The organism is Mesorhizobium denitrificans (genome assembly GCF_003403035.1).
In the GTDB taxonomy this organism is placed as follows: domain Bacteria; phylum Pseudomonadota; class Alphaproteobacteria; order Rhizobiales; family Rhizobiaceae; genus Mesorhizobium_G; species Mesorhizobium_G denitrificans.
In genome coordinates, this window is the sequence record NZ_QURN01000008.1 from 156,168 (window position 1) to 175,180 (window position 19,013).

General features: G+C 60.2%; 18 protein-coding genes. 10 read left to right on the top strand and 8 right to left on the bottom strand.

What is annotated here, in order from left to right:
* Positions 1–12 precede the first annotated feature (12 nt).
* From DY251_RS12375 to DY251_RS12400, 6 genes are all read left to right on the top strand, one after another.
* Positions 13–498 carry a (2Fe-2S)-binding protein gene (locus DY251_RS12375; RefSeq protein WP_116624209.1) on the top strand — a complete coding sequence of 162 codons (486 nt, stop codon included), beginning with the start codon at positions 13–15 and terminating at the stop codon, positions 496–498.
* A gap of 169 nt (positions 499–667) precedes the next feature.
* Positions 668–2,035: a xanthine dehydrogenase family protein molybdopterin-binding subunit gene (locus DY251_RS21885; protein WP_116624278.1), complete on the top strand. Its 1,368-nt coding sequence runs from the start codon at positions 668–670 to the stop codon at positions 2,033–2,035.
* Position 2,036: 1 nt separating this feature from the next.
* Positions 2,037–3,038, top strand: coding sequence for a xanthine dehydrogenase family protein molybdopterin-binding subunit (locus tag DY251_RS21890; RefSeq protein ID WP_116624210.1), 1,002 nt, complete (start codon positions 2,037–2,039; stop codon positions 3,036–3,038).
* Positions 3,039–3,141: 103 nt separating this feature from the next.
* Positions 3,142–4,014, top strand: coding sequence for an AAA family ATPase (locus DY251_RS12390; protein ID WP_116624211.1), 873 nt, complete (start codon positions 3,142–3,144; stop codon positions 4,012–4,014).
* Complete coding sequence (locus DY251_RS12395; RefSeq protein WP_116624212.1) at positions 4,011–5,141, top strand: vWA domain-containing protein; 1,131 nt, start codon at positions 4,011–4,013, stop codon at positions 5,139–5,141. Before DY251_RS12390 ends, DY251_RS12395 begins: the two co-directional genes overlap by 4 nt.
* Complete coding sequence (locus tag DY251_RS12400; protein WP_170971368.1) at positions 5,141–6,028, top strand: amidohydrolase family protein; 888 nt, start codon at positions 5,141–5,143, stop codon at positions 6,026–6,028. Before DY251_RS12395 ends, DY251_RS12400 begins: the two co-directional genes overlap by 1 nt.
* Here the strand turns inward: DY251_RS12400 and DY251_RS12405 are convergent.
* Together DY251_RS12405 and DY251_RS12410 are read right to left on the bottom strand one after the other, a co-directional pair.
* A complete protein-coding gene (locus DY251_RS12405; protein ID WP_116624214.1) occupies positions 6,022–6,606 on the bottom strand; it encodes a GDYXXLXY domain-containing protein in 585 nt (194 codons plus the stop codon). The genes DY251_RS12400 and DY251_RS12405 overlap by 7 nt on opposite strands.
* Entirely contained in the window at positions 6,603–7,700 is a 1,098-nt protein-coding gene (locus DY251_RS12410) for a DUF2157 domain-containing protein (RefSeq protein WP_116624215.1), read from the bottom strand. The genes DY251_RS12405 and DY251_RS12410 overlap by 4 nt, the downstream gene beginning before the upstream one ends.
* 289 nt (positions 7,701–7,989) lie before the next feature.
* Between DY251_RS12410 and DY251_RS12415 the strand changes: the two genes are divergently transcribed.
* The 3 genes from DY251_RS12415 to trmFO all read left to right on the top strand — a co-directional run bounded on the left by DY251_RS12415 (position 7,990) and on the right by trmFO (position 10,080).
* A complete protein-coding gene (locus tag DY251_RS12415; RefSeq protein ID WP_116624216.1) occupies positions 7,990–8,130 on the top strand; it encodes a DUF1127 domain-containing protein in 141 nt (46 codons plus the stop codon).
* A 45-nt stretch (positions 8,131–8,175) separates the two neighbouring features.
* Positions 8,176–8,316: a DUF1127 domain-containing protein gene (locus DY251_RS12420; RefSeq protein ID WP_116624217.1), complete on the top strand. Its 141-nt coding sequence runs from the start codon at positions 8,176–8,178 to the stop codon at positions 8,314–8,316.
* A gap of 342 nt (positions 8,317–8,658) precedes the next feature.
* Entirely contained in the window at positions 8,659–10,080 is a 1,422-nt protein-coding gene (gene trmFO, locus DY251_RS12425; protein ID WP_116624218.1) for a methylenetetrahydrofolate--tRNA-(uracil(54)-C(5))-methyltransferase (FADH(2)-oxidizing) TrmFO, read from the top strand.
* 20 nt (positions 10,081–10,100) lie between these two features.
* Here the strand turns inward: trmFO and DY251_RS12430 are convergent, their stop codons facing one another.
* The 5 genes from DY251_RS12430 to yajC all read right to left on the bottom strand — a co-directional run bounded on the left by DY251_RS12430 (position 10,101) and on the right by yajC (position 16,572).
* Complete coding sequence (locus tag DY251_RS12430; RefSeq protein WP_116624219.1) at positions 10,101–12,245, bottom strand: SGNH/GDSL hydrolase family protein; 2,145 nt, start codon at positions 12,243–12,245, stop codon at positions 10,101–10,103.
* A 131-nt stretch (positions 12,246–12,376) separates the two neighbouring features.
* A complete protein-coding gene (locus tag DY251_RS12435; protein ID WP_170971369.1) occupies positions 12,377–13,216 on the bottom strand; it encodes a phytoene/squalene synthase family protein in 840 nt (279 codons plus the stop codon).
* Between the two features lies 1 nt (position 13,217).
* Complete coding sequence (locus DY251_RS12440) at positions 13,218–13,604, bottom strand: Mth938-like domain-containing protein (RefSeq protein ID WP_116624220.1); 387 nt, start codon at positions 13,602–13,604, stop codon at positions 13,218–13,220.
* 1 nt (position 13,605) lies between these two features.
* Positions 13,606–16,170 (bottom strand): protein translocase subunit SecDF, encoded by a 2,565-nt coding sequence (secDF, locus tag DY251_RS12445; protein WP_116624221.1) that lies wholly within the window; start codon positions 16,168–16,170, stop codon positions 13,606–13,608.
* A 60-nt stretch (positions 16,171–16,230) separates the two neighbouring features.
* A complete protein-coding gene (gene yajC / locus DY251_RS12450) occupies positions 16,231–16,572 on the bottom strand; it encodes a preprotein translocase subunit YajC (protein ID WP_116624222.1) in 342 nt (113 codons plus the stop codon).
* Between the two features lie 171 nt (positions 16,573–16,743).
* Between yajC and DY251_RS12455 the strand changes: the two genes are divergently transcribed.
* Positions 16,744–17,619: an ATP-binding protein gene (locus DY251_RS12455; RefSeq protein WP_116624223.1), complete on the top strand. Its 876-nt coding sequence runs from the start codon at positions 16,744–16,746 to the stop codon at positions 17,617–17,619.
* 164 nt (positions 17,620–17,783) lie between these two features.
* Here the strand turns inward: DY251_RS12455 and DY251_RS12460 are convergent, their stop codons facing one another.
* Positions 17,784–18,971 (bottom strand): peptidoglycan DD-metalloendopeptidase family protein, encoded by a 1,188-nt coding sequence (locus DY251_RS12460; RefSeq protein ID WP_116624224.1) that lies wholly within the window; start codon positions 18,969–18,971, stop codon positions 17,784–17,786.
* Positions 18,972–19,013 lie beyond the last annotated feature (42 nt).

Consider the following 19,013-nt stretch of genomic DNA (forward strand, 5'->3'; position numbering starts at 1 on the left):
AGGGAGGAGACAATGGCGAAGAAGGTTCCGCTACAGATCACGCTGAACGGCGAGGAGCGCGCCGAGTTTGTCGAAAGCGGCTCAACGCTGCTGACGGCCTTGCGCGACAGGTTTGACGATACGTCACCCAAGGGCGGCTGCAATCAAGGCACATGCGGCGCTTGCACGGTGATAATCGATGGCGAGTTGCGGCTCGCGTGTTTGACGCTGGCCGAGATGTGCGACGGGGCAAGTGTTCAGACAACGAGCGGCATGGCAAAAGGCGGCGTCCTGCACCCGCTGCAACGGGCATTTATGGAAGGCTTTGCCGCGCAATGCGGGTTTTGCACGCCCGGCATGATTATGGCCGCAAAAGCGCTGCTCGACCGCGTGCCGAACCCAAGCCGGGATGAAGTGATCGAAGCGCTGGCGGGGAATATCTGCCGCTGCACGGGCTACGAGCCGATCATCAACGCCGTGCTGGAAGCCGCACGCGCAAACTCACACAATGCAGCATGAGGGATGAAAATGCCCCCTCACCCCAACTCAAATTCCTACCAGCGTGGAATTTATCCTCCTCCTCCCCGTAAACGGGGAGAGGCAAGCTGCGGCAATGTCTCGCGAGTTCGAGAAGCCTGCGATTTTCAGCACAATATTTTTCCGCACAACATCATGAGGTAATCCCGTGATCCGGCTAGCCAAGGAATATTTCGCGGACCAGCGCAAAGACGATCTGCACGAACTCGGAAAGGGTTTGCAGCGGTCTGATGCGCCAGGCCATGTGACCGCGAAGACGAAGTATTTCGCTGACCGGACTTTTCCCGGAATGCTCTATCTCAAGATGGTGCGCAGCCCGCATCACCATGCGCGCATTCGCAGCATCGATACATCGGAGGCCGAGAAACATCCCGGCGTCGCACGCGTGCTGACGCACAAGGACGTGCCGCACAATGTCTACACGATCCTGATCCTCATTCAGGTGGGACCGGAGGATGAGCAGGTTCTGGCCGAGGACAAGGTGCGCTGGAAAGGCGAGGCCGTTGTGGCCGTGCTGGCCGACAGCCCCCGCGCGGCGGAAGAAGCGGCGGCAATGGTGAAGGTGGATTATGAAGTGTTGCCAGCGGTGTTTGACATCGACGCGGCGCTGAAGCCCGACGCGCCGCTGGTGAACGAGTATCACGGTCAGAACTACTATCTCTACGACAGCGGCGAATGCCGCAAGGTGCGCTTCGGGGATGTCGAGAAGGGCTTTGCAGAGTCTGACCATATTCTGGAACAGACCTATTGGTCCTCGCCAATCGAGCACGCACCGGCAGAGACGACCGGCTGCATCGTCGTGCCGGAAGGGAACGACCGCTTCACCTGCTACACCAACACGCAGGCGATGTTCTTCACGCTCGATAATACGTCGATCATTTTGCAGATGCCGGGCCAAAAGCTGCACATGGTGGGCGGCACAGTGGGCGGCGGCTTCGGCGGCAAGGTGGATGTGACGGTCGAGCCGATATCGATTCTGGCGTCAAAGCTGACCGGGCGACCCGTCAGGTTCGTCTATAGCCGCGAAGAGGAGATGCAGATTTCTTCGCCGCGCGCTGCCGAAAAGATCGTGCTGAAGGACGGTGTTACCAAGGACGGGCGCATTTTGGCGCGGCAGGTGTGGGGCTATACGGATGCGGGCGCCTATTCGCGGCACTCGCCCTATGGCGCGCAAAAGGGCGCGGCGCATTATCCGGGGCCTTACACCATACCGAACGTTTCGATCGATACGTACTGCGTTTACACGAACCGCACGCCCTCCTCCGCTATGCGCGGCTTTGGCGTGACCATCGCGGATTTCGCGCTGGAAGTGCAGATGGACAAGCTGGCCCGACTGATCGGCATGGACCCGCTGGAGTTCCGCTTTCTCAATGCATACCGCGACGGAGACATGAAGGCGCACCGCCAGCCGACCGAGGGCGCGGCGCTGATCGAGTGTATGCAGGAAGCATCGCGCACGGCCGACTGGCCGGTGGCTGAGCGCTTTTTCAAGATGTCGTCCTACAAGACGGAGGCGTGACATGGCGATACGACGTGGGCGCGGCGTGGCCGCAGTCAACTACCCAACCGGCATGAACCTTGGCGGTGATCCGAGCCAGGCGCTGGTGCACTCGACACCGACCGGCAATTTCATGGTGAGCCTGTCGTCTGTGGATCTGGGGCAAGGGCTGAAACAGGTGATGGCGCAGATTTGCGCCGAGACAATCGGCGTAGCGACCGATCAGGTGACAATCGACACAGCCGACACCGATACCGGGCCGCATTGCATGGGTACGTTTGCCTCGCGCGGCACGCATCGCATCGGCAATGCCATTATTCGCGCGGCGACCGAGGCCAAGCAGGTGATGCTGGAGGTGGCCGCAGAAGAGCTGGAAGTGGATGCGGGCGACCTCGAAACCGACGGTGCGGGCAATATTATTGTGAAGGGTGCGCCGCAGAAATCGATCTCGATTTTCGACACCGCGCTGGCCGCGCATTTCAAGCAGGGCCGCTCGATTTCCGGGCGTGGGATATTTCTGGTGCCGCGCTCTTTTCCGGAGACGGAGACCGGCGCAATGAAGCCGTCCACATGCTATGCACACGCCTGCACCGTGGCGGAAGTCGATGTGGACGACGAGACCGGCGAAGTGACAGTTGTTTCGGTGAAGAACGTGTTCGAGATCGGACGCGCGCTGAACCCGAAAATGGTCGAGCAGCAATTGGTCGGCGGATCGTGGATGGGCATTTCGCACGCGCTCTACGAGACGACCGAGCCGTATTATCCAAAGCGCGAGCATGGCGGGACGGATTTTAATCAGTATCTCATGCCGGGTCCGGGTGACTTGCCGGAGACGGAGATCGTCGTGCTGGAACGGCCGGCGGCGGATGGCCCATATGGCGCGAAAGGCCCCGGCGAGATGTGCGCAAATCCGCAGATCCCGGCAATTGCGAACGCGGTGTTCGATGCAGTCGGCGTGCGGGTCGATACGCTGCCGATCACGCCTGAACGCGTGCTGCGGGCGATTAAGGCGCAACACAATTGACTGCGTATTTTCAGCAGAGCGCTCACGCATTCCCATCAAGGAGGAGTGGGACAAAAGCGCCGTATGGCGTGAAAATTGCGAGGCAGCGCTGGCGGTCAACCAGATGAAAACGCCTGACATCGGCCCCACACCGGAAGCGCTGGCGCAGATTCTGGCAAAGGTCGGGTATCTGCCCGACGAAAGCCTGGCGACTGCAATTTTCCTCGCAATTAAACTCGGCAAGCCGCTGCTGCTGGAAGGCGCGCCGGGCGTCGGCAAGACGGAAGCCGCGAAGGCGATTGCGGAACTGATGAGCTCCGAACTGGTGCGGCTGCAATGCTACGAAGGCATCGACGCTGCGCACGCGCTTTACGAATGGAATTATCAGCGGCAGTTGCTGGCAATCCGGCAGGCGGGCGAGCACGAAATCGACATTTATGATGATCGGTTCCTGATTGCGCGGCCACTGCTGCAAGTGCTGCGCGCACCGGGCGAACGGCTGTTGCTGGTGGACGAGATCGACCGCAGCGACCATGAATTCGAAGCGCTGTTGCTGGAGTTTCTATCCGACTTCCAGATCAGCATTCCCGAACGCGGAACGTTGCGCGCCAAGACGCGGCCGGTCGTAGTTCTGACATCCAACCGGACGCGCGAGCTGGCGGAAGCGCTGCGGCGGCGCTGCGTTTACCACTGGATCGCCTATCCCGACGCAGAGCGCGAGGCGGCAATCATCATGCTGCGCGCGGGCGATGTGGCCGAAGCGACCGCAAGGGCGGTGGCCAAGGCTGTGCGCGAGGTGCGGCGGCGACCGCTGGCCAAGCCGCCGGGGATCGCCGAAGCGGTCGAGTGGGCGAACGCGGCGACAGTGCTTGAAAAGAGCGGCAGCCCGTGGCCGGAGGCGTTTCGGCGCTCGCTCGGGGTCGTCATCAAGGACGAGGAAGACCTCGCGGCGATCGGACCGGAATTCGCGGGTATCGTATCGGCGGCGCTCGCATGACACGCCTGCTGCCGCAAGCCGCCGATGCGCTGCTCGGCTTCGCGCGGGTGCTAAGGTGGCACGGGTTTACGGTGGCGCCGGAACAGTCGGTTGCGTTTTTACAAAGCGTGGAACTGCTCGGCCCGCGACATATGAAAGACATTGAGGACGCGGCACTGGCGACGCTGGCTTGTCCGCCTGACCGGCGCGGCGAGTTTGATGTGCTGTTCCGCGCCTATTTCTGGGGCGATGAAGAACTCGCGGCGACGGGCGAGCCCGAGGACGAAACGGCGGTGAAGGATGCAGTGGGCGGCAATGAGCCGCCGCCCACGCCCGAAGGCAAGGAGCAGAGCGGCGCGATTGCATCTGCAACGGAAAGGCTGGCGGGGCGCGCGCTGAAACCGGGCGAAGAGAGGCTCAAGGCATTCGGGACTGCCCTGCCCTATGCGCTGCCACGGCGGCGGTCGTTTCGATCGCAGCGCGTGCGGCTCGGCGGACAGCCAGACCTTCGCCGCTCGATGCGTGCGACACTCGCAAACGATGGGGACGTGCCTGCGCCGATGCTGCGGCGGCGCGCGCTAGTGCAGCGACCGCTGCTGTTGCTGATCGACGTTTCCGGCTCGATGAAGCAGCACACGAACGACTACCTGCGCGTTGCGTATGCGGTGGTGCAAAATGCGGATCGCGCGGAGGTTTTCACGATGGGAACGCGGCTGACACGCATTACGCCTGCGCTGCGATTGCGCGACCGCGCGACAGCGCTGGAGCGCGCGGCGACGCTGGTGGATGATTGGGATGGCGGCACGCGGCTGGGTCCCGCGTTGCAGGCGTTTCTATCGGTGCCGAGGTTCGGTGCATTTGCGCGCGGCGCGGCGGTGGTGCTGCTTTCGGACGGGCTGGAGCGCGGTGGACACGCGGAGCTTGAAAGCGCACTGAAACGCATTTCGGGGCGCGCTTATCGGCTTTCGATGTGTACGCCGCTGGCCGCCGACCCGCGATTTCGACCGCAGACTGCCGCGCTGCGCGCAATCCTGCCGCATCTGGACGATCTGGTGGATGGCTCCGGGATCGAACCGCTGACCGATTTTATTCTCTCGCTCGCCCGCCGTTCAGAGCGAGCCCAAACACGCTGGAACAAGGTGTCGTGATGATGAAAACAATCGACTCGCACTTTCATATTTGGCGGCAGAACGATCAGCCGTGGCTTGTCGGCCCCATGGTGCCGCGCATTTTCGGACCTTACGAGCCAATCCGCCGTGACTACCCAATCGAGGAGTTTCTGGCCGATGAGGCGGGTTCAGGCGTTGAAAAGGGCGTCTATGTGCAGACCAACTGGGCGAAAGAGAATTTTGAAAAGGAGGTCGCTTTCGTTTCGGACGCGGCGGCGCGCACGGGCTGGCCGCACGCGGTAGTTGGCTATGCAGATATGACGGTGGACGATGTGCGCCCGCAGATCGACCGGCTGATGAAATATCCGCTGCTGCGCGGGGTGCGGATGCAATTACATTGGCACGAGACGCCAGCGTTCCGCTTTGCGCCGGACGCGAAACAGGTGATCGACCCCAAGGTGAAGGAAAATGTGCGGCGGCTGCAGGACTACGGACTGTCATTCGATTTGCAGCTTTTCCCCGCGCAGATGCAGGACGGCGCGGAGCTGGTGGGCGAGAATCCGCAGACGGATTTCATTTTGACGCATACCGGAATGCTTGTTTCGCTGGACGAAAAGACCACTGAGGAATGGAAAGCCGGTTTGCGCGCCTTGGCTCCACTGCCGAACCTTTATGCGAAATTGTCGGGGCTAGGCACCTTCGTGCATAACAACGATCAAGCCGTGATTGACTATGTGTATGACAATGCCATCGAGATTCTTGGCAGCGACCGGCTGATGTTCGGGTCAAACTTTCCGATTGAAAAGCTTTGGACCAGCCATGCCGAATTGATAGCAGCGCATCGCAAGGCTGCGGCGCGCCACGGCGCAGCGGCAGAGCGCAATATTTTCTGGAACACTGCCGAGCGCGTGTATCGGCCTCAGTAAAGCGGCTCCGAATAAAGCACCTTGTCTCCGTCGAGAAATTGCTTGATCTGGGCAGTGCCATCGGCTGCGACGGCAACCTTTACGAAGAAAGGCCGCTCGCGCATGTCGGTTTCTATTTGGCGGCCCTCGCCTTCCGGCAGATAAAAGCGCTCGACGCCGAATGACGGACGGATGAACGAGCCTGCGGTTTCGGACACATTCCACGATTCCACCTGCCCGCGAATATCGACCTCGTCAGCAGTGGGTGGAGGCTCCAGCGGATCGCCTAGCGACGCGGCTTTCAGCTTCCAAACACCATCTGTGCCGGGCTCGATGCGCACAAATATTGGCATTTTGCCACCGCGGTCGGACCGGTCGGAGATGTTTTTTACAAGCTCGCCGGGAATCTGACTGATCTCGTAACCCAGCCGCACATAGTCGCCCCGCAGCAGATCACGCGGATCGACCGGCTCGACCTTGAGTAAAACTTCGCGTCCATCCCGCAGCACAGCAGCGCGACCTGCAATAATCCAGCCAAGAAAGCCGATTTGAAGCGCAGCAACCAGCGCGGCGAGGAGCAGGGAGCGGCGCGCGGTCATGTGCCCTGCCCCTGCACAATGCGGCGTTCAATCCTTGAAATGACAAACGCCACCGCCGCGAGCGCGAAACCGGAGAAGAGAAACAGTGCGCCGGTATCGACCATCGAGCCAATGGTCATGAAATAAAGCAGCGTGAGTTCCAGAATGAAGGCGAGATAGGCGACCCATCGCATCAGCCGGCTTTCGCGCCCGCGCAGAACCAAAGCGGTGACAATGCCTGCAAAGGCTATGAGCGAAAGCATCAGCATCGGCCCGAAATCATCGGCGAACTGCGCCTGTAAAAGCCCAACACCCAGCAGGAAGCAAATGAGCGGATGGATAGGTTGGGGGCCGCCCAACTGCGCAAAGCGCTCGACAGCATCCGGCGCCAGATAGGCAGCGGCAAACACGCCGATAGAGAGCGCGATGAGGATGACACCGACGGTCACCGCGTCGTCGCTGAGCGCATAAAGAAACGCGTAGAAGAGGACGGCGAGTATGACCATGTGGCGCGCGACCCGGCTTTCTGTCCAGTATGAAATTGCCCAGATGACGGCCATGAGAACCAGGAAGATGTAACTCGGCCCATGATCGATGCGCCCCCAATCGAAGGCTATCAATAGCCACGCGCAAGCGATGAGCACCGATGCGTTGGTCAAAATAGGCGATTTGAGCAGCACCGCCGCCAGAATGCCGCCGAGGCACCAAATCATGATCGCCTGCGCTTCGTCGCCGGACATATGATACATCTGCCCGATGAGCGCGATTGAAGCGCCGAACGCCGCCAGCCCTATGAGATAAAGCGCCTCGCCGAAGCTGGTTCTTTCCCGCGCCTTCAGCGCAGCACCACCCAGATAGCTGACGGCAATGATTGCGAACAGTCCAAGCACGCGGACAATGCGAGGAATCTCGTCGATGTTTGCGGCAATGAGGATGAGAATGGCTGCGCAGACCAACACAGCGGCCATCACCGATAGAACCGCGCCCAGACTTATCGCTGAACGACTGGTTTGCTCGACATCGCGGCGCAGCGCTGCTGCGGTTGCCGCGTCGATCAATCCCCGCTCTGCCCATCGATCAATGTCGTGAGATAGTTTGCCAGCGTATGTTGCCATGCGTTTCGGTACTCGACCGGCCCCCTCAACCTATGCGTGACACGCAATCATAAAGAGCTACCTAGGTTTGAACGAATTGTCCATCAAACGGATCTGTACACGTACATCTGCATTCAAGCGACTGACGTAACGTCAAGCGAATCAAGGGTTAATTCCGATTAATGGTGCAATGCAAAACACGCATTGCTGCTATGCAGCATCGCATCTTTAAAGCCCGGAGCAGCCAGACTATCTAGACATTGTTCACAGAGATTGAAGAAACAGAACTAAAGACGAAACGAGAACTGAAATGAGCTTGATCCGTAATTTCCGCAACTGGCGTCGTTACCGTGAGACTGTCACGGAGTTGAACCGCCTTTCGAACCGTGAGTTGGCCGACCTCGGCATCAACCGCACCGACATTCACATGGTGGCCCGCAAGGCCATCTAATAAGTCCGGCGCGAATACCGCGACAGACAGCGAAAGAACAAGAAAATGAACATCATCGAGAACTACAGAAACTGGCGCCGCTATCGGGAAACCGTTTCCGAGTTGAGCCGCCTTTCAAACCGCCACCTTGCCGACCTCGGCATCAACCGCGGTGAAATTCCTTCGGTCGCCCGCCGGGCGATCTGAAGATAACAGCTTCGTTGCGGCCCACCTCCTCCCGGGCCGAAACGGAAAACAGCCAATCGTCATCCTCCTCCCGATGATTGGCTGACCTTAACGGCACCCACCGAATCCCTCCTCCCTCGGTGGGTGCCGCAAGGCCCAAGGCAGATTGCCGCTGCCTTAAAGCGAACGGCAAAGGAATTTCGCAGCGGCTATCCTCCTCCCAGCCAATGCGAATATAGGCCGGTTCCAACCCTCCTCCCTGGAGCCGGTCCCACATACAGCGCTCGCCGGATCCTCCTCCCCCGGCGGGCGTTGTGCTTTTCAGGGTTTGATTTTGTAGCGGCGCAGGTCTATCTCGCGCGCATGACCCAAAAGCCCATTCACATCATCGGCGGCGGTTTAGCCGGTTCGGAAGCCGCGTGGCAGGCCGCGCAAGCTGGCGTGCCCGTTATTCTGCATGAAATGCGCGGCGTGCGCGGCACGGATGCCCACAAAACCGACGGGCTCGCGGAGTTGGTTTGCTCCAACTCGTTCCGGTCAGATGATGCGGAAAACAATGCGGTCGGGCTGATCCATGCGGAAATGCGGCTGGCGAACTCGCTGATCATGGCTTGTGCCGATGCCAATCAGGTGCCCGCAGGCGGCGCGCTGGCTGTAGACCGCGACGGATTTTCCGATGCCGTGACGGCAAAGCTGGAAGCGCATCCGCTGATTACGATTGTGCGCGAAGAAATAACCGGACTGCCGCCCGAAGAGTGGGACCAGGCGATCATTGCGACCGGCCCGCTGACCGCGCCGTTCCTTGCGCAGGCAATTGCCGAGCGCACCGGCGCGGATGCGCTGGCGTTTTTCGATGCGATTGCGCCAATCGTGCATTTCGACTCGATCAACATGGATATTTGCTGGTTCCAATCGCGCTACGACAAGGTTGGGCCGGGCGGGACGGGCAAGGATTACATCAACTGCCCGATGGATAAGGCGCAATACGAGGCGTTCGTCGCCGCGCTGATCGATGGGCAGAAAACTGAGTTCAAGCAATGGGAAGGCACGCCCTATTTTGACGGCTGCCTGCCGATCGAGGTGATGGCGGAACGCGGGCCGGAAACGCTGCGCCACGGGCCGATGAAGCCTATGGGGCTGACCAACGCGCATAACCCTACCGTAAAAGCCTATGCGGTCGTGCAGTTGCGGCAGGATAATGCGCTCGGCACGCTGTATAATATGGTCGGGTTCCAGACCAAGCTGAAGCATGGCGAGCAGGTGCGCGTTTTCAAGACGATACCGGGCCTGGAAAACGCCGAATTTGCGCGACTCGGCGGCCTGCATCGCAACACATATATCAACTCGCCGACCTTGCTGGATGCTTCATTGCAGCTCAAGGAGCGGCAGGGGTTGAGATTTGCCGGGCAAATCACCGGTTGTGAAGGCTATGTCGAAAGCGCTGCCATCGGGCTGCTGGCAGGTCGATTCGCTGCGGCGGAACGGATGGGGCAAGCGGTTTCGGTGCCGCCTGTGACAACGGCATTCGGCGCGCTGCTGAATCATATCACCGGTGGGCATATCGTGTCCGACGATGAGCCGGGCAAGCGTTCGTTCCAGCCAATGAACATCAATTTCGGGCTGTTTCCGCCGCTGCCGGCTGGCATGAAGCTCAAACCGGATGGGTTTGAAGGGCGCTTTCGCGGCAAGGACAAGAGCGTCGCGAAGAAGAAGGCGACAACCGCGCGCGCCATTGCCGACTGCCGCGAATGGCTCGGGTTGGAGAACAAAGCAGCAGCGGAGTGAATTGTGACATTGGGGCAAGCTCACTCATCGCGCAGCGATGCGATATCTGGCGCGGGCAGGCCAAGAATCTGCTTCGCCTCCGCATAAGCCGCATCGGCAATATGCGCATGACCCTCGGCAGTGGGATGGAACGGCCCGCCGAGACATGCCTCAACCAGATCCAGCACGCCCCATTGACTCGTCGGCGGCGGAGTACCGCTCGCGCGATATTGCACGAACAGGCAGATGTCATTGATGTTGCGCACCCAACGCTGGCGCGGCGCATAAGGCCGCGTGTCCCGCACGGCGCGATAATCCAGATCGCGATAGGCGGAAAACGGCTCGAAATCGAACCAGCGAAACTGCTGATTTACGCGATCCACATAGGGCAGCATCATGTTCTCAATTGCGGAAACCGGCAAAGTCGAGCGGTTCTGTGCGCAAACGCCGTGCTTTGCGAACGCATCGCGGTGCGAATCCACAAAGTGCCAGTTGCCCGCAGCGGCGGCGGACTTTAGTGCGGGGTAGAGCTTTTTATTGGCGAAATCGCTAACCAAGCGCAGTGTCGGCACATCCAGAAACAACATGCCGCCGACATTGAAGCCTTCCATGCGCTCGCGCGGGTCCTGCTCGCCGCAAACGCGCCCATTCTCGTTCAGCTCGATTTTCGGAAACGCCGTCATGATGACATTCGGCTTGCCGGCAGACGTGCGGATCGGCAGCGGCGCGAGCGCCTTGCGCAGGGCGGCAAAGCGGGCAGGTAATTCGCGAAGTTTGCGCTCCGCCTCGGCGACATCATGCGCCTTAACAACACGCGCGATGCGGGTGAGCATGCTCTGGCCAACGACGTTAAACTGGGTCGGCAGGTCGGCAAGCGGCGGGCGCTGCCTGGTGAGCACATCGACGATCATCGGCGTGAAGCCGACATCATTGCCGCCGATGGAAACCAGCAACAGGTCGATGGGCCGCAAGAAGCGGCCTTGCGGACAACGCAGGAGCGGCACGGAATTGTAAGTCCTGCCATTTTGCGAAATGGGCTGATCGAGGCGGAGCGCCTGCGGCGCAGCGCGCGTGATGGGGTCGCGGCAAAGCTCGATCGTCAGCCGGTCGATCTCGCTCATGTCGCGGCGGCGCGGTCCATCACCGGTCAACTGGCCGGGGTCGATGCCCTCCGCACCCTTGTACGGAAGCAGCAGCCCTTCCGCGACCTCGGCACCGGAACAGGCATAACCGAGGAAGGTGACGGCACTGTGCTTCGGGTCAGCCAGCGCGATCTGCAAGGCCGTGCGCAGATGGTAGCTATATGCCGAGCGGTGACACTTGCGGTCCATCCAGTTGGCGGGGCCGTTTTGCGAGCGCACGGGCAGCGAATGCGATTTCTTGTAGCGGATTTTCTGCACGTCCTCGTCGTAAACGAACGCCTTGTTGAGATTCGCGCGCTGCGACTGTCGGTCAATCTCGACGGGCGAATCCGGGTTGCCCTCACCGGAGGAAAAACTGTCGCCAATGCCGACGATGAGACGGTCTTTAACTGCGATACGCTGGGCGGGCAGCTCCGTGCCATCCGGCAGAGTTACGGAGACGGAAACGCCCTGCTCCGCATCTGGCCGGGTTGGTTCGAACGGAATGCGGGCGGTGATTTCAGCAGTGCAGTCCGCGGTGCGGACGGCGTTGAGCGCGCCACGCTGAATGAACGCCGCGCGATCCGCCTTCCAGATGCACTGGCCGGTGGGCGGCTCAATCAGCTTGACCTCGACGGTGTGGCCCTGCGGCATGACATAGTCAGTGCGTAGACCTTCGCCAAAGCGATCCACTGTGCAGGACGAATGCCATTGCGAATTCGCGTTCCAGCAAAAGGCCTTGCGGCGATTGATGTGGTGCGCCCAACCACGCTCTGGCCGTCCGCTGGCGCGGGGATTCGAGTAGAGCGCGGCGTCCGTTTTGTACCATTCGCGCAGCCAGCGCGGATCGTTCAGGACACGCTCAAGGTCGGAAACGACGGTGGCCGGGGCAGTGCCGCCGTGCGCGGCAAGCACATCGGCCAACGCCTCACGCTGCATGTCGAAATCGGTGGTGTCGGTGAAAAAGCGGAACGGGTGTTGTACACGCCAGTCTATCGAAGGCGACGCACTCGCCGCGACCGAGGACGCAAGCCAAGCCAAGAGGAATGCTATCGCCCGAAACATGATGCCGCCCTCATCTTGAACGCAGCAAGGGTGACGGAGGGGCGCATGGCAGTCAATCAGAGACACCCGGCGTGGTTACTTATCAGGGTGGTGCCAGCAGGCGGAGAGGGTAATGGGCAAAACCCGACGCCTTAGAAACCCCAGCCCGCGGCGCGGAAAAGCAGCCAGTGGCGTTTCCATGCCGGGATTTCGACAACCTCAAGCGCCGTGCGCGCACCACGGCGCTCTACTGCGTCGAGATAGGCCGGGACCAGCGCGAGCGGCAGGAAGGCAGGGCGCATGGACGGCAGGATCGTCGCCGCGGCTTTGTTAAAGGCTGCGAGATGGTCGCGCGCGAGCGCCGTCATGGCGCTGACGATGCGCTCAAGCGCTGCAGTGTCCTTACCTTCCAGCAAAGTGGCGACAGATGCACCGGAAGCAGCGAGAATGTCTTCCGGAACATAGCACTGGCCGCGCGCGCGATGCAGCGGCAAGAGCCTCAGCAGGCCAGCAATCGCCTGCGCACAACCCGCGTGACCGGCAAGTTCCGCGACATTGGGCGCGGCTTTCGGGTCGAGAATCAACGCGGCGAGTTGGATGATGCAGGACGCGGTTTCGCCGCAATAACCCTCAAGGTCGGTGCGCGACGGCATCGGATCGTCGTAGAGATCGAAAATGCGCGCTTCAAGATAATTGTCGAACGCCTGCAACGGCAGTGCGTGTTGATGGATGGTCAATAGCAGCGCAGTTGCGAGGGGGTAGCCGCCTGCAGATTCGGGCGTTCCCGCTGTAATAATGTCGCGCCACCATTGAAGGCGAATTTCGCCCGGCAAAGGGTCATGAATGCGATCCCGAACAGACGCGATTTCGGCATTGAACCCATATAGTGCGAACAGCGCGCCACGCTTTTCTTCCGGCGCATAGAGGACGGAAAGGTAGCGGTCTGGATCGGCATGGCGCAACTGCGCCGCTATATCGGCCTGCGCGTCCAACTTATTCCACGGCCACAAGAGCGGCGGCCACGGCGCGATCTTCGGCGAGCAGCACGTTGTAGGTTCGCACGGCAGCGCCGGTAGACATCGGGTCAGCGCTGATGCCGTGCTCTTTGAGCAAGGCGCGCAAATCCGGCGCGATGGGCTTTAACATCGGACCGGACCCCACGAGAAGAATCTGGATGTCGGCGGCCTCGTCGATGAGCCTCGCAAAGTCGTCAACGCCCAGCGTGTCCGGGTTGGCAGGCTCCCAGCCATAAATGCCGGATGGCAGGCAGAGGATGGAGCCGCGATGAGACATATCGGCAAAGCGAAAGCCGCCATTGCCATATGCCTCAATCGGCGCACGTCCGGGAAAATGCGCTTCCCGGATGACTATGCCTGTCATGTCAACCCTTGGATGGTTGCGCGCCTGCGGGCGCTGCCGGAAGCTTGTCCTTCGTTTCGGTTTCCGAGCCTTCCGGACGCAGCTTGAACAGGATCAGCAGCGGGCCAGCAACGAAGATCGAAGAATACGTGCCAACCAGAATGCCGAAGATCATGGCGAATGTGAACGACCGGATGACCTCGCCGCCCCAGATATAGAGCGCGATGAGGGCAAGCAGCGTCGTGACACCGGTGAGGATCGTGCGCGACAATGTTTGGTTCATGGACAGGTCGAGCAATTCCTCGATAGGCATCCTTTTGTATTTGCGCAGGTTCTCACGCACGCGGTCATACACGACGACAGTGTCGTTGATCGAATAGCCGACGATTGTGAGGATGGCCGCGATACTGGTCAGATTAAACTCCAGACCAGTGAGCACATAGAGGCCGACCATCATGGTGACGTCGTGAATGGTGGCGATGATGGCACCAAGGCCGAACTGCCATTCAAATCGGAACCAGATGTAAATCAACATTGCCGCCATGGAGGCGAGAACGCCCATCGTGCCGTTAAACGCCAGTTCGTTCGATACAGTGGGGCCGACCGACTCGACGCGGCGGAAGTCATATTCGTCGTCCAGTTCCATATGGACTTTTTCGACGACGCTCTGCTCGGCCTGATCACCAAGATTCTGGCCTTCAACGCGGATCAGCAATTCGCTCGGCGAACCGAACTCCTGCACCTGCACGTCACCCATGTTGAGCTGGTTCAGGCGCTCACGCACATTGGCCGAGTCGGCATTGCCGGTCTTTGCCTGAATTTCAATGGATGTGCCGCCCCGGAAGTCGATGCCGTAGTTCATTTCCTTTGAGAAGAACAGGAGCACAGCAGCAATCGACAAGGCCGCCGAAATTCCGAACGCATATTTGCGCCACGACATGAACGGGAACTTCGTGTCGTGCGGCACAAAATTGATGAGGCCGCGCGGCAACTCCTTGGGCTTCATGCGCCGCAGCCACGCGGAGACCAGCCAACGCGTGAGCGTGAACGCCGTAAACACGGTGGTGATGATGCCGATTGCCAGCGTAACGGCGAAGCCCTTTACCGGGCCGGAGCCGAGGAAGAACAGAATGACCGCCGCGATGAAGGTGGTGAAGTTGGCGTCCACAATCGTTGCCAAGGCTCGCGCAAAGCCCGAATCAAGCGACTGGACAAGCGACCTGCCCCATCGCCGCTCTTCACGAACCCGCTCGTAAATAATGACGTTGGAGTCCACGGCCATACCGACCGTCAACACGATACCGGCGATGCCGGGCATGGTGAGCGTTGCGCCGAGAATGGAAAGGATCGCGATGATGAGCACCACGTTCGCCGCAAGCGCGATATTGGCAATGATGCCAAGCGTGCCATAGGCAATGAACATGAACGTGACGACGAGGATGCCCGCGATGAGCGAGGCAAACTTGCCCGCGTCGATGGAGTCGGCACCCAGGCTCGGTCCGACCGTGCGTTCCTCAACGATGGTGAGGTCTGCCGGAAGCGCGCCCGCACGCAGCAGCACAGCAAGATCGTTTGCGCTCTGCGCGGTGAAATTGCCGGAAATCTGGCCCGACCCGCCAAGGATCGGCTCGCGGATTTGCGGCGCGGAAATCACCTCATTGTCGAGAATGATCGCGAAAAGACGACCGACATTCTGCTGTGTGGCCTGACCGAAGCGCTGCGCGCCCTTGGCATCAAAGCGGAACGAAACAACCGGCTCGCTGCTGCGCTGATCGAACGTAGACTGCGCATCGACGAGATTTTCGCCCGAAACGATGACACGATTTTCAATCAGGTAAGGCACCGGCGGATCATCAGTCGAATACATGACCGTAGAGCCCGCTGGCGGGCGGCCATTGATAGCCTGCTGGACCGGCACGGACTGATCGACCATCTGGAAGGTCAGCTTCGCGGTCTGGCCCAGAATTTCCTTCAAGCGTTGCGGGTCTTGCAGACCGGGAACCTGAACCAGGATACGGTCAGCGCCCTGACGCTGAATAATCGGCTCTGTGGTGCCAAGCTCGTTGACGCGGCGCTCGATGACTTCGATGGACTGCGTGACCGCCGTACTGACACGATAATTCAGCCCCTCGTCGGTCAAATTATATTGAAGCGTGCCGGGCTGCGGCTCCTGCAAATCAAATTCGCGAACCGCGCCGCCGCTGAACAGACCAGAGGAAATGGGCAGCGTGAGCCCTTCAAGGGCCTTTTTAGCCTTGTCGAGATCGTTTGCCTCAGAGATTCGCACAGAAACGTGGCGATCAGAGCCGGTCAGACCCGTGTATCCAATCTTGGCATCGCGCAGCAGCGTGCGGATGTCATCGCGCGTTGCCTGAAGCCTGTCTCTGATGAGGTCGTTTTGATCGACCGCCAGCAGAATGTGCGAGCCGCCCTGCAGGTCGAGCCCGAGCGTCATCGGCTGCTTCGGCACCCAGCCTGGCAGAGAATCCAGTGTTGATTGCGAGAACAGGTTTGGAAGAGTGAATATCACGCCGAGCAGCACGACCGCCCAAATCGAGAACGTCTTCCAGCGTGAAAAATACAGCATGTCCGTCTTCCATTCCAGCCGGGAGGCCCACTGCCACCCGGCGGTTCCGCCTTTTTGGCTTTATTTCTTGACGTTCTGGTTAGCTACCGGCTCGCCCTTGACGCGCACGTCGGAGATGGTCTGGCGAATTGCCGTGACCTTCACGCCGTTGCCGAGATCGACTTCCAGCTCGTCGCTTCCGTCATTTACCTTTGTCACCTTGCCGACCAGACCGCCGCCGGTCACAACCGTGTCGCCGCGACGAATGGCCAAAAGCATCTCGCCGCGCTTCTTCATCTGCGAACGCTGCGGACGGATAATCATGAAATACATGACGACAAAAATGAGTATGAACGGCAAAATGCTTATGAGTGCATCTGGTCCGGCGCCCGCCGTCTGCGCATAAGCCGGTGTCACGAACATCAAGAACTCCCCAGAAAATACAGGCGCCGCGCGCCCCGTCCGAAAGTTCGCGGAATATAGTCGCTCGCGCTTCCTTTGCAACACACGAACTGCGTGAGCGCTCACCTTTGCGGAAACGGCATCGCGTGATAGAGCAACACCCAGCCTCCATTTTCGAAAAAGCGCCCGCAAATGACTGAAAAGACAATTGAAACGCTGAACAACAAATTGGACGAGTTGATTGCGGCAATTAGTCGATTAGCGCCCCCTACCCCCACGCCAGCCGACCTGAACAGCGCCGACTGCTTTGTGTGGAACGCCGAATCCGGTGTGCTGGACCCGGTTCAGCGCATCAATCGCGTCGAGATTGACCTGATCCGCGGCGTGGACCGGGTACGCGATATTCTGGTGGACAACACCGAACGATTTGCAGCGGGACTGCCCGCCAACAACGTGCTGCTGTGGGGCGCGCGCGGCATGGGAAAATCCTCACTGGTCAAAGCGTCGCACGGGTCTGTGAATGCCGGGCGCTCGGCTGCGGACGTGTTGAAGCTGGTGGAGATCCATCGCGAGGACATCGACACCCTGCCGCGCCTGCTGGCCATACTAAAAGCATCGTCGTTTCGGTTCATTCTGTTTTGCGATGATTTATCATTCGATCACGACGATACGTCGTACAAATCACTGAAGGCGGCGCTGGAAGGCGGCGTCGAGGGACGGCCGGCCAACGTGATCTTTTATGCGACGTCCAATCGAAGGCACCTGCTGCCGCGCGATATGATCGACAATGAGCGCTCGACCGCGATCAATCCGTCAGAGGCGGTTGAGGAAAAGGTGTCGCTGTCTGATCGGTTCGGGCTGTGGCTCGGTTTTCACAAGTGCAGCCAGGACGATTATCTCGACATGGTCGACGGATATGTGCGCCATCACGGCTTGAAGATCGATGCCGAGCAATTGCGCGCCGAAGCGCTGGAATGGGCAACGACACGCGGCAGCCGTTCAGGCCGCGTCGCATGGCAGTTCATTCAGGACCTCGCCGGACGGCTTGGGCAGAATTTGAAGGATTAGGCAGTTCGTTTGAGAGGCGGATGAGGGGTGAGATTACGCGCATTTCCGAAACCGCGGAATGCCATGATCTACTGGACAGATAGAGATCGAAAAGGCAAAGCCCGTTTCCGTGAAGAAACGGGCTTCGGCGGGCAGGAGGTCACCGCCCGCAGCCTTGCGGAATGCTATTGCAAATATCCGCTGGGATCGACCGCCGCGGCGTCTTTGCGGACTTCAAAGTGAAGCTTCGGCGTGTTGGACGCGCTGCTGACGCCGGAGAGCGCAATGTCCTCTCCGCGCTTGACCTGCTGGCCGCGCTTGACCTTCAACTCGCTGGCGTTGCCGTACACCGTGACAAGCCCGTTTTCATGGCGCACGAGAACCGTGTTCCCGAAGTCCTTGAGGCCGTCGCCAGCATAAATAACGACGCCGTTTTCGGCGGCTTTAACCGGCGTTCCCGGTGGAACCTGAATGTCGATGCCATCCTTGCCGGTGCCAGTACCCTTGCCGAAGCCGGAAATAACGCGGCCCTTGACCGGCCAGCGCATCTTGCCGATGCCGGTTTCGTCCGGAGCCTCGACGTCGTTGGTCTTGGCAGCGTCCGCAACCGCCTTGCCAGAGCTTGGCGGAGTGTAGGCCGCAAGTTTCGGCTTTTCAGTTTCGGCGGCAGGCTCTGCCTTTTTCAACTCGGCTTTTGCGACAGACTTGTCCTGTGCGGTGGGTTTGGCTTCCGCCAGTGGCTTCAGCGTGTCGCTCTTTGAGGCGGTAAGCGTCGCTGCACCCGGAATCCTGAGGGTCTGGCCGATGCGGATGCCGCCTTCCTCGATGCCGTTTGCCTGCTTGAGCGCGGCAACGCTGACGCCATGCTCGCGGGCGACGCCGGTGAGCGTGTCGCCAGATTCGACCTTGTAGGTGCCCGCCGCGGATTTGGCGGCGGCGAGCGTTTTTGTCGTGGTCCGGGCCGGCTCCTGCAACGTGCCGATGGTATTCGGCGCAGTCGATTTGGCTGGCTTCATGCCGTCGCGCTCGACCGAGCGACTGAGCGGATCAATTGGCTGGACCTCAGCAACGCGAACCGGCTGTGTGCTCGTCGCGGCGACAGGCCCGCTGGAAGATGGCGCGGCCAGTTCCGTGCGCTGCACCGCCCCACCCGAAGGCGCGGCTGGAGCCTGAGAAACCGCGTAGGTTTCTTCCGCTGGCGAAGGCGCATATTGCGCACCATCAACCGGCTGAGACGGCGTTGTGGAAGATGTCGTCAACCCGTCGGTGAAGCGCATTGCATTCGAACTGCAACCCGCAGTAGCGCTCAGCAACAGCAGCGCAACACCTTGCGCTAAACGAAGCCGACGGTCCCTCAGTAGACTGAAACTCATCGCAATACCCGCGAACACTCAAATCAGATGATGAGAATTAAA

Excerpts from the sequence above, each read along its gene's own strand:
- DY251_RS12375 (WP_116624209.1), top strand. The coding sequence starts at position 13 with ATGGCGAAGAAGGTTCCGCTACAGATCACGCTGAACGGCGAGGAGCGC.
- DY251_RS21890 (WP_116624210.1), top strand. The coding sequence starts at position 2,037 with ATGGCGATACGACGTGGGCGCGGCGTGGCCGCAGTCAACTACCCAACC.
- DY251_RS12390 (WP_116624211.1), top strand. The coding sequence starts at position 3,142 with ATGAAAACGCCTGACATCGGCCCCACACCGGAAGCGCTGGCGCAGATT.
- DY251_RS12395 (WP_116624212.1), top strand. The coding sequence starts at position 4,011 with ATGACACGCCTGCTGCCGCAAGCCGCCGATGCGCTGCTCGGCTTCGCG.
- DY251_RS12400 (WP_170971368.1), top strand. The coding sequence starts at position 5,141 with ATGATGAAAACAATCGACTCGCACTTTCATATTTGGCGGCAGAACGAT.
- DY251_RS12405 (WP_116624214.1), bottom strand. The coding sequence starts at position 6,606 with ATGACCGCGCGCCGCTCCCTGCTCCTCGCCGCGCTGGTTGCTGCGCTT.
- DY251_RS12410 (WP_116624215.1), bottom strand. The coding sequence starts at position 7,700 with ATGGCAACATACGCTGGCAAACTATCTCACGACATTGATCGATGGGCA.
- DY251_RS12415 (WP_116624216.1), top strand. The coding sequence starts at position 7,990 with ATGAGCTTGATCCGTAATTTCCGCAACTGGCGTCGTTACCGTGAGACT.
- DY251_RS12420 (WP_116624217.1), top strand. The coding sequence starts at position 8,176 with ATGAACATCATCGAGAACTACAGAAACTGGCGCCGCTATCGGGAAACC.
- trmFO (WP_116624218.1), top strand. The coding sequence starts at position 8,659 with ATGACCCAAAAGCCCATTCACATCATCGGCGGCGGTTTAGCCGGTTCG.
- DY251_RS12430 (WP_116624219.1), bottom strand. The coding sequence starts at position 12,245 with ATGTTTCGGGCGATAGCATTCCTCTTGGCTTGGCTTGCGTCCTCGGTC.
- DY251_RS12440 (WP_116624220.1), bottom strand. The coding sequence starts at position 13,604 with ATGACAGGCATAGTCATCCGGGAAGCGCATTTTCCCGGACGTGCGCCG.
- secDF (WP_116624221.1), bottom strand. The coding sequence starts at position 16,170 with ATGCTGTATTTTTCACGCTGGAAGACGTTCTCGATTTGGGCGGTCGTG.
- yajC (WP_116624222.1), bottom strand. The coding sequence starts at position 16,572 with ATGTTCGTGACACCGGCTTATGCGCAGACGGCGGGCGCCGGACCAGAT.
- DY251_RS12455 (WP_116624223.1), top strand. The coding sequence starts at position 16,744 with ATGACTGAAAAGACAATTGAAACGCTGAACAACAAATTGGACGAGTTG.
- DY251_RS12460 (WP_116624224.1), bottom strand. The coding sequence starts at position 18,971 with ATGAGTTTCAGTCTACTGAGGGACCGTCGGCTTCGTTTAGCGCAAGGT.